The organism is Chloroflexota bacterium, from assembly GCA_013152435.1.
Lineage (GTDB): Bacteria > Chloroflexota > Anaerolineae > DUEN01 > DUEN01 > DUEN01.
This window is the reverse complement of sequence record JAADGJ010000022.1, coordinates 4,349-18,819: the sequence shown is the minus strand read 5'-3', so window position 1 is coordinate 18,819 and position 14,471 is coordinate 4,349. Positions and strand designations below refer to the sequence as shown.

Genomic DNA, 14,471 nt, shown 5'->3' with positions numbered 1-14,471 from the left:
GGGGAGGCGAAAATGCGCCCCTCGGCGGCACGCGGGGCAGCCGCCTGAGCGCCATCGCCGCCGCGAACGGCCGGCTCCTCGCGCGCGGCGGGCGCCTCCTCCGCGACAGGTTCGCCCGCCCGGCTGAGCAGGGCGCTGATATCCTCGTCCGGGGCGGCGATGATGCCCACACGGGTGATCACGGGCACCTCCTCGCCCTCCTGATGCTCGATCACGCGCAGAACCCCGGAGGCCGGGGCCTCCACCTCAAAGGTCGCCTTGTCCGTCTCGATCTCCAGGATCGGATCCCCGCGCTGAACCTCATCCCCCTCCTTGACCAGCCACTGTACCAGGCGTACCGTCTCAACCGTCTGCCCCATCTTGGGGACGATGATCTCTGACGCCATAACGCGTTGCCTCCCCTCAGAGCGTCTCAGAAAACGCACCACGGAATCACCAAGGCGCCCAGGAAGGTTTCCGGAAAGATGAACCAGAGCCTCCCCCTGGCCTGAAATGTCCACCCTCATCTGGCCGGCGAATGTTCAGACACACCCCTAGCTCAGCGCCTTGGTGGTTCCTTCATATCACTCGTTTCAGACAAATGCTCAGAGCGTCTTCCCCAGCACTTCCAGACAGCCGCGCACGATGGCCTGCGTGTTCGGGATCGCCAGATCCTCCAGCGACTCCGCTCGCGGCACGGGCACATCCGCGGCGGCCACCCGCACCATGGGCGCGTCGAGCCAGTCAAAGGCCGCCTCGTTCACCAGCGCCATCACCTCGCTGATGAAGCTCCCCGTGCGATAGCCCTCGGTCACGCCGACGAAGCGCCCCGTCTTCTTGATGGATTGGACCACCGTGTCCAGATCGAGGGGCTTCAAGGTGCGCAGGTCCACGACCTCCACGCTGATCCCCTGCTCGGCCAGGATCTCGGCCGCCTCCAGCGCCCGCAGCACCATGCGAGAGTAGGTCACAATGGTGAGATCCGTCCCCTCGCGCTTGACGTCGGCCACACCCAGAGGGATCACGTACTCCTCCTCCGGCACCGGCCCCTTGACCCCGTAAAGCATCTTGTGCTCGATGAACATCACCGGGTTCGGATCCCGGATGGCGGCCTTCAGCAGCCCCTTGGCGTCGTAGGGGGTGGCGGGCATGACCACATAGATGCCGGGATAGTGGGTCCAGATCGCCTCCAGGCTCTGAGAGTGCTGCCCGCCGATGGCGCGGCCGGCCCCTCCCTCTGTGCGCATCACCAGGGGGACCATGGTCTTGCCGCCGAACATGTAACGGTTCTTGGCCCCTTGATTGGCGAGCTGATCCATGGCCAGCGGCGTGAAGTCCACGTACATGATTTCCCCCACGGGATGCATGCCCACCATAGCGGCCCCCACGCATGCCCCGGCGATGGCCGCCTCGGAGATGGGGGTGTCGATCACCCGCTCCTCGCCGTAGTCCTCATACAGGCCCCGGGTCACGCCGTAGGCGCCGCCATAGAGCCCGATATCCTCCCCGATGAGGAAGACGCTGGGATCGCGATCCATCTCCTCACGCAGCGCCTCGTTCAGCGCCTGCCGATAGGGGATCTGTCGCATGTCCGGGGAGTTCCGAACCCGCTCTCGCAGCTCCCGCTCCCGTTCGATCTCCTCCGGCGTGGGCTTGACGTCCACGTAAACATCCTTATACAGCTCGTCCGGCGGCGGCTCAGGGGATTGCAGGCCAAACTCCACGGCGGCCTCCAGCTTCTGCTCAGCCACCCGCTCCATCTCCTGATACTCCTCCTCGGTGAGCCAGCCGGCGGCGATGAGACGCTGCTTGAACAGGTGGATCGGATCGCGCTTCTCCCGCCATTCCCGCTCCTCCTCCTTGGTCCGGTATCGTCGGGGGTCAGAGCGGGAGTGCCCGTAGTAGCGATAAGTCTTGGCCTCGATGAGCGTCGGGCCCTCGCCGCGGCGGGCGCGCTCCACGGCGCTCTGCGTGGCCTTATACATGGCGACCACATCCTGTCCATCCACCACCACGCCGGGGATCCCGTAGGCCTGGACCCGATCGGCCACATTCGGCAGCTTGCTGGCCTTCTTCCAGGGGACTGACATCGCGTACATGTTGTTCTCGCACACGTAGACCACGGGCAGATCCCAGATGGCGGCCATGTTCACCGCCTCGTGGAAAGCGCCGTTGTTCACCGCGCCCTCGCCGAAGAAGCAGAGGACGACCTTCTCCTCGCCTCGCAGCTTGACGGCCAGACCGGCACCGGTGGCGACCGGGATGTTGCCGCCCACGATGGCCGTGGCTCCCAGGTTGCCATGCTCCACATCGGCGATGTGCATGGAGCCACCCTTGCCTTTGCAGTAGCCCGTGATCTTGCCCATGATCTCCGCCATCATGCGGTTCATGTGCTCCTGCTTCTCCTCCACCGTCTTGGCGTGGCGGTCGCCATGGGCGTGGCAATGGCCGTGGCCGCGATGCGTGCTGGTGATATAGTCATCGTCCCGCAGAGCCGCGATGGCTCCAACGGCGACGGCCTCCTGGCCCGCGTATAGGTGGGAGGCGCCACGGATGATATCGCGACTCAACAGATCGAACATCTTATGCTCGAACAGGCGGATCTCGATCATCTGTCGCAACATGTCCAGCGCCTGCTCGCGGGTCAAATCCTGCAGAGCCTCGTCAGGTTTCGCCGTGGATGTGGTCCGAGTTCTCTTGGCCATGATCTTCTCCTCATGTCGAGAGGTTATGATGCATCGTCCTGCAAAACGCGAATGCGCACGTCAGGCAACAGGGCCTCCACGTCGGCCCGGGATCCCACCCCGGTTCCCTCCTGGGCCGCGGTGGCCGCGCCGCACGCCACCGCCCATCTGGCCATCTCGGCCAGCCCGGCATCCCGGGACCAGGCGTAGGCCAGGCCCGCCAGGAAAGCATCCCCCGCGCCGATGGGGCTGCCGCCGGCGATCGTCGGCGGCTCGGCAGCTATCAGGGTCGTCCCATCAGCCAGGAAAGCGCCCTCCCCTCCCCGGGTCAGCGCGATCAGCCTCACGCCGCTCCCCAGGAGCGCCCGCACCGCAGCCACCTGATCATCCCACCCGGGCAGGGAGCGCGATAGCAGATCCTCCGCTTCCTCCACGTTGGGCTTCAGCAGGAAGGGGCGCGCCCGGGCTCCCTCCTGCAGCGCGGGGCCGCTGGTATCCAGGGCCGCCAGCGCGCCATTCTCCTGCACCAACCGGACAAGGCGGCCGTAGAAGTCGATCGGCGCCCCCGGCGGGAGGCTGCCACAGAAGATCCAGAGATCGTCCGGCCGGACGCGCTGTCGCACCCGATCGACGATCTCCTGCACGTCCGCCTCGGTGAGGGCCGGGCCGGGCTCGTTGATCTTGGTATACACGTCCTCGTCGGATTCGTGCAAGGTGATGTTGGCTCGTGTCTCACCCTCGATCCAGACCAACTCCGTCTCAATACCCAGGGCCATCAACCCCTGAGCCAGCGTCTGACCGGTCCCCCCCGCCAGGACGCCGAACGCCAGGCTGGGCATGCCCAACGCGAGCAGAGCCCGGGAGACGTTGAACCCCTTCCCCCCGATATCCCATCGAACCACCTGCGCTCGGTTGAGCTCCCCCCGCCTCAGGCGAGGCACGCGCAGCGTTTTATCCAGGGACGGATTCAGCGTAACGGTCACGATCATCGGATCACCCCGGCAGGGTGGGCATCTGGCCCGCCTTCAACCTCCGGTATCGAGCACGCACTATCTCGGCGAGATCTCCGTCGCCGGCCAGGCCGCACACGTCCGCCAACACGCGATCCAGGCCCTCGTTCGCCAGGCGAGCCTGCAGCTCTCGTGCCTGGGGATCAGAGGGCTCATCGTACATCAAAGCGGCCGCAATGCCCCAGGCCAGCGCGTCTGGAGAGACGCCGTGACGCACACACAGGGTGGCTGCCCCCACCAGTCGGTCGGCGGGCGCCAGCTTCCGCAGCGGGTCACGAGCCAACCGGGCGATGGGATCCCCCAGATGGCGATTGGAGAACCGCCGCAGCAGGTCCCGCACGTCCTCCTCCAGCCTGGCGAGGTCGAAGGCGTACTCCGCCGCCAGCGCCTGAGCCGACTCCCGCATAGCACGGCCAACCCACGGCCTCACCACGGGATCCTCCAGCGCCTCGTAACCGTACGCGTGCCCTCGCCGATAGCCGAGATAGGCGAGCACCGCGTGCCCCGCATTATGTAGATATAGCTTCCAATCCACCCAGGCGGCGAACCGATCCCGCGGCTCCAGCCCAACGATCCTGGGGATGGGCCCCACGAAGCCCTCGCGATCCACGGGAAGGCGATCGTACGGCTCCGCCACGATCAAGGTCGGATCCGCCGCCTGCTCATCGGGCGGCGGAGGGGTGACCATCCGGGCGATGACGCTCATCACCAGACCGACGCGCCGGTCCAGATATGGATGAAGCTCGTCCGGCAGATGCTGGCGGATCAGATCGCGCAGGATACGGTCGGCCCCCTTCAGATTCTCACAGATGATGATGTTCAGCGGCTCATCGGGGCGCTCCCGGGCGCGCCGGGCCAGGCCAGCCGCCAGCGACCGAGAGAGATCTGGCAACGCCCGAGCCCCTACAGCCGTGACGGCGATGTCCGCCACGGCCACGGCACGAGAGACCGCCTCCTGATCCTCGACGTGGATACCAAGGACGGGGCCAATGTGCATCTCCTGCACCCGATCGAGGCCCGCGAGCCGCAGCGTATATCCCCGACGCTCACGGATCGCCTGCAGCAGCCGTCGGTCGATGTCCACGAAGGTCAGCAGATAGCCCGATTCGTGAAGCAGGTGTCCCAGGAACCCACGGCCGACGTTCCCCGCGCCGAAGATGACAGCCTGCCTGTCAGACGATCCGCTCATATGCGCTCCCACAGTTGGAGTATGGGTCTCACCATTGCGTGAGCCCCCTGGCGCGAAGGAAGGGCTCTCGTCCGCTCATATGCCCTGTGGTATCGATTCCATATCCGTATCGGATCGAAATTCTATGTCGGCCTCGCGCCTCCAAGGCGATGAACCTGGTTCATTATACATCGCCTCATCCTGGAGACAAGGATTTTTCCCATATTGAAAGCGTGGGAGCGCGTGTTCCTCCCATCGGGGGGCGCCGAGGCGCTCTCCTCTCAGCATCGGGCGAGAGAGCGCCTCAGGCCAGAGATCTCGGTCGCCTTCTGACGCTCAGCGTGACGTCCGGCGTAGCACGATCCGGTGTGAGCGCCCATCATCCGCCCAGGTCAACGAGACGATGCCGCCAGCGGCGTCAAAGGATGCCTCCACAGCGTCGCCATCTCGCGTCACCGAGGCGGGGGCCTCCGACCAGCCGTGAAAGCGCACGATCACCCGGCGGTCCGGAGGGCGGTATCTCCCCTGGCGAGCGCCGATCGTCAGCGTGACCGCCTCAGCGGTCTCCTCATACCCGAACTTGGCCCAGTCTCCCTCCCGGTAGGCCAACGTCAGGCCGTCATCCTCGTACAGGATGAAACTTCCCTCATCCCCTCCATATATATCCAGCGTCAGCGGATCGAGCGGCCTCTCGTCCGTGTGTTGCATCACCGGCCCCGTGGGGATGATGCTCCCCGCTCGCACGTAGAGCGGCAGGGTATCCAGTGGCGCCTCCGCCACGATCCACGTCGGGCCGGTGCGCACCTCTCCCGTCCAGTAGTCGATCCAGCAGCCGGCGGGCAGGTAGACCGCCCGGTGGGTCACGTTCTCCTGGTAGATGGGCGCTACCAGGAAGGCATCCCCCCACAGGAACTGATCGCTGATCTCATAGGTCGTGGGGTCATCCGGATAGGCGTAGGCCAGCGGGCGCATGATCGGGGCGCCGGTTCGGGATGCCTCCCAGAAGAGCGTATACGTGTAGGGCAACAACCGGTAGCGCAGCTCCAGATACTTGCGTGCGATGCGTTCCGTCTCGGGGCCGAAGGCCCAGGGTTCCTGATCCCGGGTGTCCAGCGCGCTGTGGGTGCGGCACAACGGGGTGAACACGCCCAATTGTACCCAGCGAGCGTATAGCTCCGGCGTGCAGTCGTCGCTGAAGCCGCCGATGTCCACGCCCACAAACGGCTGTCCCGCCAGCCCCACGCTCAGGCACATGGGCATGGCCATCCACAGGTGCTCCCACCAGCTCGAGTTATCCCCCATCCACACGGCCGCGTAGCGCTGCACGCCCGCGTAGGCCGCCCGGGTGAGGACGAACGGGCGCTCGTCCGGCCGAAGCCGCTCCAACCCCTCCCGGGTGGCCCGGGCCATCAACAGGCCGTAGACGTTGTGCGATTTGCTGTGGGGCGTCCCGTGGCCGTTGTCGTAGTGGATCACATCCTCGTCCATGGTCCAGTTGATCCCGCCGAACACGGAGGGCTCGTTCATATCATCCCATATCCCGGCGACGCCGACATCCACCAGCGAGCGATGCAGATCGCCCCACCAACGGCGCACATCCGGGTGGGTGAAGTCGGGGAACACCGAATCGCCCGGCCAGACCGGCCCCACGAACGGCTCCCCGCTCGGCTTGCGACAGAAGTAGCCGCGCTCGATCCCCTCCCGATAGACGGGATACTCCTCATCCACCTTGACGCCCGGATCGATGATGGTGATGAGCCGAAAGCCCTGCTCGCGTAGATCCGCGATCAGCCGCGCGGGATCGGGGAATCGCTCCCTGTCCCACGTGAAGACCCGGTAGCCATCCATGTAGTCGATGTCCAGGTAGATCACATCCGTGGGAAGGTCCCGGCTGCGCAGGCCGTCGGCGATCTCCCGAACCCGGGACTCCGGGTAATAGCTCCAGCGACACTGCTGGTGCCCCAGCGCCCAGCGAGGGGGCAGCGGCATGCGCCCGGTCAGCTCCGTATAGCGCTCGAGGATCGCGGCCGGCTCTGGTCCGTAAATGAGGTAATAGTTCAGCTCGCCGCCGGCCGCGTCGTAGCGGAAGACGCCGGGCTCGCTGTAGCCGAAGTCGAAATGGCTGCGCCATGTGTTGTCAAAGAAACGGGCGTATCCCAGGCCCGGCCGCATCCCCAAATAGATGGGGAACGACTCGTACAGCGGATCCGTGGTGGGAAGATGGCGAGGGTGGGCGTCGGTATTCCACATCTCCCACTTGTGATCCCGCTTGTCCAGAGGGCCCACCTTCTCGCCCAGGCCCAGGATGTGCTCGTCATCGGGCAGGGCGAAGTAGGCCACAGGGCCCTCGCCTCCCCATCCCATGCCGCGAGCTTCCTCGTCCGCGGTCAGCAGACGCCCCTGGGCATCATAGAACCGCAGCCTCAACGGCTCCCTCCCGATCTCCAATCTCAGCTTCTCAGTGGATAGGACAAGGGCGTGATCTGTCTCCTGGATCTCAACAGGAGCGCCCGCCCACTCGTGCCGCACCACGGCCCACGACTCATCCGGGCCGAAGTCCGCTTCGGGTGTGGCGCGCACCCGGATCAGATCGGGCGCCAGGCACTGGATGCGCACGCGCCCCTCCTGGCAGAATAGGTCGAGCTGAGCATCCCCATGCTCCCAGCGGATCAGGTTACCCAAAGGACGGAACTCGTCAGCGCTCACCGTCATCACCTCCGGTTGGTCTCCGTAATGATCCAAATTGCGGGCAATGAAAAGCGGGCCGGGCCTGCGCATCGCTGACCCGGCCCGCTCCTAAGCGCTTCACCGGTGTGAAGCGGTCACGGCCGACTAGTATCGACCGTACAGCGGCCCGAAGGCCGCGCAGGCCCGGAAGTCAGCCCCCTGAGGATCCATGGCGCCGAAGGCAGCCCAGGCGCTGGGACGGAAGATCCGCTCCTCCGACACGTTGTGCATATATACGGGAATGCGCAATATGGAGGCCAGCGTGATCAGATCCGCCCCGATGTGGCCATAGCTCAGGGCGCAGTGATTGGCACCCCAATTGTACATCACGGAGTACACATCGCGGAAGGGTCCGCTGCCGGTCAGGTTGGGAACGAACCAGTGGGTCGGCCAGGTGGGATTGGTGCGCTCATTCAACACGTGGTGGACGTCATCGGGCAGATCCACCGTCCATCCTTCGGCGATCTGCAGGGCCGGACCCAGCCCCTTGATCAGGTTGATCCGGAACATGGTGACCGGCATCCCGCCCTTCGTCAGGAAGCCGGAGGAGAAACCACCGCCACGGAAGTACTCGGTGATGGCCGGATACCAGGTCGTCGCATCCAGGCAGGCGGCCACCTCCTCCGGCGTGATCTCCCAATACGGCTTCATGACGGGCTGCCCGTCCCGAGTCTGCAGCCCCGTGGCGTCCAGCGACGCGGCGCCCGAGTTGATCAGGTGGATAATCCCACCCTCCGCCAGCCCGGTCAGCTTGTAGCCGGTCACCCGCTTGACCGCGGCCGGGCTCCAGTACGTCCGCACATCCGCGAACACCTGGGCCGTGTTGGTCAGCAGATGGCCGAACAACATGGAGACGCCGTTCAGGCAGTCGTTTTCGGTGGCGACGATGAAGGGCTCACGGATGCCATTCCAATCGAACGAGGAGTTCAGGATCGCCTCCAGGAAGTCGCCATTGGGGAAATGATCCGTCCACTGGCGCTGCCCCTGGAAGCCGGAGACGATGGCGTTATGTCCCAGAGCCTCCTCGCCGTAGCCCAAATCGGCCAGCCGGGGATTCCCCACCATGAGATCCCGGGCGATCATGGCCATCTTGACCACCGTCTCCCAATCCTGATCCTTCTGTTCCCGGGTGCGCTGCTTGTCCGGGGGATTGTAGTCGCGACCTTCCTTGCAGTTCTCCCGGACCCATCGGATCGCCCGCTCGAACTCCTCGGGGTCGTAGATGCCCTCCTCAAGCCGGCGGACGAACTCGGTCATGTCCACCGTCTCCACCCGCATGCCCAGGTAGGCCTCAAAGAAGTCCTGGTCCACGATGGACCCGGCGATGCCCATGGAGACGCCGCCCATGGACAGATACGACTTGCCGCGCATGGTCGCGACGGCGAGGCCGGCTCGGGCGAACTGGAGCAGCCGCTCCTTCACGTCATCCGGGATGGTGGTGTCCCCGGCATCCTGCACGTCTCGCCCGTAGATGTTGAAGACGGGCAATCCCTTCTGATTGTGGGCCGCGGAGACGGCGGCCAGATAGACGGCGCCAGGCCGCTCCGTCCCATTGAACCCCCACACCGCCTTGGGGATATGAGGGTCCATGTCCATCGTCTCCGACCCATAGCACCAGCACGGGGTCACCGTGATGGATACTCCCACGCCCTCCTTGGCAAACTTCTCGGCGGTCTGAGCGGCCTCGGCCACCCCGCCGATACAGGTATCCGCGATCACACATTCGACCGGCAGGCCATTCGCATGGCGAAGATTCTCCGTCAGCAGCGTCGCCACGGCCTTGGCCAGCGCCATCGTCTGGTCCTCCAGCGACTCCCTCACCCCTTGTCGCCGACCGTCGATGGTAGGGCGAATGCCGATCTTGGGCATGTCGCCGACCAGTCTGTTCTGTGGGGGATTGACCTTCATGCCTTCTACGTTTGCCATCTCTTCATCCTCCTAACATGAGTTGTGTGTTCGCTATGGCCATATCTGCCCTTGGTCACCCCTGCTCAGTGCCCATCTCCCGAGGCAATGTCGGGCGGCTTCATGGCCGGATCCCGTCAAGCGACAATCGAGCGGAACGTTCCCCTGAACGGTAGAGAGCATCGATGATCCGATCCACGCGATATCCGTCACGCACGGTGATGGCGGGAGCTTTCCCCGCCTCCACGCGCGAGACGACATCGGTCACCTCTTCCACAAAGTAGTCCACCGGCCCGAAGGCCAACGTTTGTGTGGTTTCATCCTCCTCGCGATAGAACTCGACGACCGGGACCAATGCATCGGCGCGATCCCAGAAGACGGAATAGATGGTCAGCACCCCTTTGGGGCCCCGCAACTGAAGCAGCTCGTCCCAACCGTCGTGATGGCGCCCGAAATGGGTGTGCTGGAACCACCCCACCTCCAGCAGGATCGTGGTCCCGCTCTCCATCTCCAGGATGGCGTTGGTGTACCAGTCCACATCCGTTCCGGGCCGCATGCGCACCCGGGCGTCAACAGCGGCGACCTCGCCGCAGCTCCAGCACAGGATATCGATCATGTGGCTGCCGGCATGCACCAGCGGCCCCCCGCCGGCCTGCGCCTTACGAGTATGCCACATCCGGGGGGCGGTCCACAACCGCTCGGGGAAGGGCTGATACGAGCGCAGCAACCCCGTCTCCACGCCACCGATCTCCCGCACCAGTTCCTTGAAACGCCGAAAGGCCGGATGATAGCGCTTCATGTATCCGACCTGCAGAAAGGCCCCGCGATCCTCCACCAACTTTACCAGCGCCTCCGAGTCGCTGACCCGGGTGGTCATCGGCTTCTCACACAGGACCGCCTTGCCGGCCTCGATCGCCGCCACGCTCACCTCATAGTGGAGCCAGTTGGGCACGCAGACGGAGACCAGGTCGATCTCGTCGCACCGAAGCACGTCGCGATAGTCCGTAACCCAGGCGCACCCCGCTTCCTCGGCCCGTCGCCGCGCCGCCTCCTCGTCGGGGTCCGAGACCATCACCAGGCGTGCGGGGCTCTGCTGGTACCCGCGCAGGTGATGGGTCGCGATCCCCCCACATCCGATAATCCCCACCCCTACCGTCATGCGATCCCCCTGTAGAGCTGACAGCTGAGGAAGGCCCTCTAAGCGTGTCTGAAAAATGCGGTGAGAACCACTAAGACACGGAGACCCTAAGTATAGAGAAGACGGAAGTGTACTATGGAGAGCTTACGAGTGTAAGAGCGTGTCTGAAAATTTACCGGCAAGGTGTCTGAGGGTCTCCCTCAAGACCAGCTCCACAGGGGGAGGTGTGGAGGGGGCCGCCCCTCCGGGCCTCCCCACAGCAGAAGCAACGGCATTTCTCAGACACACCCTAAGAAGCGGCTTCGATATACTCCTTTCCATGCCCCTCTTGGTGTCTCAGTGGCTTTGTGGTGTGTTTTTCAGGCACATTCTCAGACACTTACCGGTAAATGTCCAGTCACGATCTCAGAGGCGGCGTCACACATGAGCAAGATGACATGGACAGGACGCCACTTCACGCCTGATCCGGTGGCCCCACCGCCGAAAGCGCGCCCGATCGGTATGCTAAGGTGTGACGACGACCTTTACCGTCATCGCTCGATGATCGCGCAACAGCTCCAACCCTTCCATGATGCGTCTCAGAGGTAGCACGTGGCTCACGATCGCCGTCGCGTCCACATGGCCATCCCGCAGAAGCCGCAGCGCGGTTGGGAAATAGAGCGCCGGCGAGGCGAATGAGGCCCGCAGCTGGAGCTTCTGGAAGTGAAACTCGTTGGCGTCAAAGGTGATCTGAGCCCCTGGCCCATACTCGATGCCGATGAAGGAGATCACACCTCCGTAGCTCATCACCTTCATCACCTCGGGCAGAGTGGAAGGGGGAGCGGTGACCAATGCCCGCTGGACCCCGCCCCGCCGATAGCTTCGCTCACGGATGGACTCCTTCTCCGCCGCGAATGCGTGGTCCGCCCCCAACGCCAGGGCTCTCTCCAGGCGAACCCCCTCCGATCGATTCACCGCGTAGATGCGTGCGGCCCCCTGCATCCGGGCCAGCGGGATGCTCATCAGCCCAATGGGACCTAACCCGACGATGAGCACGTCGTCCCCCAGGGCGATCTGCGCCGTGTAGACCATGTCCAGCGCGACCCCCAACGGCTCGGCCAGGCAGGCGTGCTCGAAGGACAGCCCCTCGAAGGGGACCAGGGCCTCCTTGGGCGCCAGCATGTACTCGGCGAAGCCCATCGTCGGGCCGCTCCAGAAGTTGGGCGCCTTGTTACACAGGTCCACCCGCCCATCCCGGCAGAGATCACAATGCCCGCAGAAGGACGCGCTCTCGAGCGCGACCGCGTCCCCCTCCTTCACCGTCGTCACATGGGCACCCACCTTCGCCACGATCCCGGCCACCTCGTGTCCGAAGGGCTGCCACTCCGTCGCCTGAGAGCGGGCGGCATGAAGGTCGGTGCCGCAGATACCACAGGCCTTGACCCGGATCAAGACCTCATCGGGGCCCGGGTCGGGCAGGACGACCTCGCGAAGTTCGATCTGAAAAGGGGCTTTGAGATAAGCCGCCAATGTCCTCTGAGGGCTCATAGGGCCTCCTTCGCCACTCCGATGGGATAGCGTCCTAACTCACGCCCGGCCTGGGCGAAGGCCACGATGTTCTCGAAGGGCGTATCCCTGGCCACCTGATCGCCGGTTCCCAGGATGAAGCCGCCCCCCTCCGCCGCCGCCCAAAGGCACTCGGCGACCTGGGATCGCACCGCCTCGGGCGTGCCGTGCAGCAGCAGGCTCGTCTCCACATTGCCTTTCAGACACAGACGATCACCGTAGCGGCGCTTCACCTGGGCCAGATCCACGTCCCCACCCGGGGGGCGTTCCAGCGGGCACACGATCGTCACCCCCGCGTCGGCGATATCGCCCAGGATCGCCTCGCAGCGTCCATGCTGGTGGAGATGCACGATGCGGCCATATCGCTGTCCCACCTCACACACCGCGCGAATCACGGGCAGATCCCACTCTCGCCACATGGAGGGGCTGAGAAGAGGGATCTCCGAGAACTCATTGCCCATGAACAGCTCGTCAAAACGGGCCCGCTCGCAGAGCATGCGGGTCCGCTCGACGATGTGGGCCACATACCGCTCCTGCAGGGAGCGAAACCGGCTCGGATGATCGATCAACTCGTACACCACCCGCTCGTATCCGCCCTCCAGTGCCCCGGCAAGCCAATCGGTGAACGGGCTTCCCACGTAGGCGGAGACGATGCCCTGTCCGCCCGCGGCCTCGACCGCCTCCTCTAACTCCGACAGGTCCGCCGTCCAAGGGTCCGTGAAGAACAACTCCTCATACCGGGGCCAGTCGCGATCGAAATCCTTGACGCAATGCTCGACGTGCCACGGCGCATCATCGGGAGGGAACCAGAACCTCTCCCGCAGCGGTCCATGTGAGGTGTGGTGCACCAGCGTTACCTGTCTGCCCCCGCCACTCCCCTCTGCGATGAACGTCTCTGTATGGGCGGCCGCATGCGTCGAGCCAATGGCGGGGACGATCCAACCGCAGATGTCGAAATAGACGGCCGCCTGCAACTGCGCCTCCCACGTCTTGATCCGGTGGAACGGAAGGGTAAGGCCAACCGGCGCCACCTGCCAGAGGGGATACCCGCTGACGCGCGCCGGGATGTAGAAGAAGAGCTCCGGCGAGACGGGCACCACATCCGGCTCCTCGTGTCTCGCCGCCGCGAGATAGCGCTCCTTCCACGTCATCTCGGCCATGGGATCACCCCACGGGATACCGGCCATAGCGGGATACGGCATCCGCCATGGCACGGACGTTCTCCGGCCGACAGTACGAGGTCACGCTATTGGAGCTGCCGACGATGTAACCGCCTCCCGGCGCGGCCACGCGGATCGCCTCCGCGACGAGCCGATCGATCTCCTCCGGCGTGCCGCGGCTGAGCTTATCCACGCTGATGTGCCCCACCAGGCAGATGCGATCCCCGTATCGGCGCTTCACCTCCGCCAGATCCATCGCCCCCGGCTCGATGGGATGCAGCCCCCACATCCCAAGCGAGAGCAGGTCCTCCATGATCGGCATCAGGTTGCCATCGGAGTGAAAGATCCACGGCAGCGTCACCCGATCGATGACCTTCCGATAATGGGGCAGGAACAGCTCTCGGAAGACCCGAGGCGAGACGAATGGAGCGCTCTTGAAGGCGATATCATCGGCGAACCACAGGAAATCAAAGCCGATCTCACACAGATGCCGCACAGCCCGAGCGTACCAGTCGGTGTACAGGTCGAACATGTCCGCCACAAGCCCGGGGTCTTCATAGAGGGCCACCGCGAAGTGCTCCAGGCCCATGCCCAGGATAACCGGGTCGGAGCCGATGTTCAGAAACGTGTACAGAGCGTAGCCCGAATCACGATAGCGCTCGACGAACCGGCGATAGGGATCGTAGAGGGCGAAGTCGTCAGGATCCGGGAGCCGGATCCGCTCCAGATCGGCGCGGGATCTCACGCGCCCGCCCGCCACCATCATCCGGCCGCCGATCTCCTTCTGGATGCCCTCGTGGCGCAGGAAGAGGTACATGCCGAACCCGTCCAGTCCGAGGGCCCGAGCCAGATCGATCGGTTCGTAAAACGGGCTGGCATACAATTCGCCGACCAACACGTCCGCGCCGGGCTGTCCGAGCTCGATGGCGGTGGTCGTCTCTGGCGTGGGCAACCCGAGGAGCGAGAGGGCGACGGGCTCCTCGATGACCGGCTCGAGGAACGGGACCCGATCCGGCTCCTCTCGCTTCAAAGCGGCCAGCACACGCCGCCGGGGCGTCATCTCGTCCATGATCCCCCCATCCTCCCTCGCGGCCCGCGCGAGCAATGCCCGCCTTTCATCTCGGCTCGCCCCTCCCGATCCCCAGCTGAGGCGCT

The 14,471-nt window shown here is 64.8% G+C and carries 10 protein-coding genes; all 10 read right to left on the bottom strand.

What is annotated here, in order from left to right; translation table 11 throughout:
• A partial coding sequence (locus GXP39_03080; GenBank protein NOZ27021.1) for a biotin/lipoyl-binding protein occupies nucleotides 1–386 on the bottom strand: 386 nt, incomplete at its 3' end.
• Nucleotides 387–584: 198 nt separating this feature from the next.
• The gene (locus GXP39_03075) at nucleotides 585–2,684 is read right to left on the bottom strand and encodes a dehydrogenase (GenBank protein NOZ27020.1); all 2,100 of its coding nucleotides are present in this window, start codon (nucleotides 2,682–2,684) and stop codon (nucleotides 585–587) included.
• Nucleotides 2,685–2,707: 23 nt separating this feature from the next.
• Nucleotides 2,708–3,652 carry a 1-phosphofructokinase gene (pfkB, locus tag GXP39_03070; protein NOZ27019.1) on the bottom strand — a complete coding sequence of 315 codons (945 nt, stop codon included), beginning with the start codon at nucleotides 3,650–3,652 and terminating at the stop codon, nucleotides 2,708–2,710.
• A gap of 4 nt (nucleotides 3,653–3,656) precedes the next feature.
• A complete protein-coding gene (locus GXP39_03065) occupies nucleotides 3,657–4,862 on the bottom strand; it encodes a hypothetical protein (protein NOZ27018.1) in 1,206 nt (401 codons plus the stop codon).
• Nucleotides 4,863–5,177: 315 nt separating this feature from the next.
• Nucleotides 5,178–7,547, bottom strand: coding sequence for a glycoside hydrolase family 31 protein (locus GXP39_03060; protein ID NOZ27017.1), 2,370 nt, complete (start codon nucleotides 7,545–7,547; stop codon nucleotides 5,178–5,180).
• 126 nt (nucleotides 7,548–7,673) lie between these two features.
• The gene (locus tag GXP39_03055) at nucleotides 7,674–9,494 is read right to left on the bottom strand and encodes an L-fucose isomerase (protein NOZ27016.1); all 1,821 of its coding nucleotides are present in this window, start codon (nucleotides 9,492–9,494) and stop codon (nucleotides 7,674–7,676) included.
• A gap of 100 nt (nucleotides 9,495–9,594) precedes the next feature.
• The gene (locus tag GXP39_03050) at nucleotides 9,595–10,632 is read right to left on the bottom strand and encodes a Gfo/Idh/MocA family oxidoreductase (GenBank protein NOZ27015.1); all 1,038 of its coding nucleotides are present in this window, start codon (nucleotides 10,630–10,632) and stop codon (nucleotides 9,595–9,597) included.
• A 483-nt stretch (nucleotides 10,633–11,115) separates the two neighbouring features.
• Entirely contained in the window at nucleotides 11,116–12,138 is a 1,023-nt protein-coding gene (locus GXP39_03045) for an alcohol dehydrogenase catalytic domain-containing protein (GenBank protein ID NOZ27014.1), read from the bottom strand.
• Complete coding sequence (locus GXP39_03040) at nucleotides 12,135–13,316, bottom strand: hypothetical protein (GenBank protein ID NOZ27013.1); 1,182 nt, start codon at nucleotides 13,314–13,316, stop codon at nucleotides 12,135–12,137. Before GXP39_03040 ends, GXP39_03045 begins: the two co-directional genes overlap by 4 nt.
• Before the next feature lie 4 nt (nucleotides 13,317–13,320).
• Entirely contained in the window at nucleotides 13,321–14,385 is a 1,065-nt protein-coding gene (locus GXP39_03035; protein NOZ27012.1) for a hypothetical protein, read from the bottom strand.
• Nucleotides 14,386–14,471 lie beyond the last annotated feature (86 nt).

Bases quoted from the DNA above. Each gene is read 5' to 3' on its own strand.
- GXP39_03035 (NOZ27012.1), bottom strand. From the start codon at position 14,385: ATGGACGAGATGACGCCCCGGCGGCGTGTGCTGGCCGCTTTGAAGCGA.
- pfkB (NOZ27019.1), bottom strand. From the start codon at position 3,652: ATGATCGTGACCGTTACGCTGAATCCGTCCCTGGATAAAACGCTGCGC.
- GXP39_03075 (NOZ27020.1), bottom strand. From the start codon at position 2,684: ATGGCCAAGAGAACTCGGACCACATCCACGGCGAAACCTGACGAGGCT.
- GXP39_03065 (NOZ27018.1), bottom strand. From the start codon at position 4,862: ATGAGCGGATCGTCTGACAGGCAGGCTGTCATCTTCGGCGCGGGGAAC.
- GXP39_03055 (NOZ27016.1), bottom strand. From the start codon at position 9,494: ATGGCAAACGTAGAAGGCATGAAGGTCAATCCCCCACAGAACAGACTG.
- GXP39_03040 (NOZ27013.1), bottom strand. From the start codon at position 13,316: ATGGCCGAGATGACGTGGAAGGAGCGCTATCTCGCGGCGGCGAGACAC.
- GXP39_03045 (NOZ27014.1), bottom strand. From the start codon at position 12,138: ATGAGCCCTCAGAGGACATTGGCGGCTTATCTCAAAGCCCCTTTTCAG.
- GXP39_03050 (NOZ27015.1), bottom strand. From the start codon at position 10,632: ATGACGGTAGGGGTGGGGATTATCGGATGTGGGGGGATCGCGACCCAT.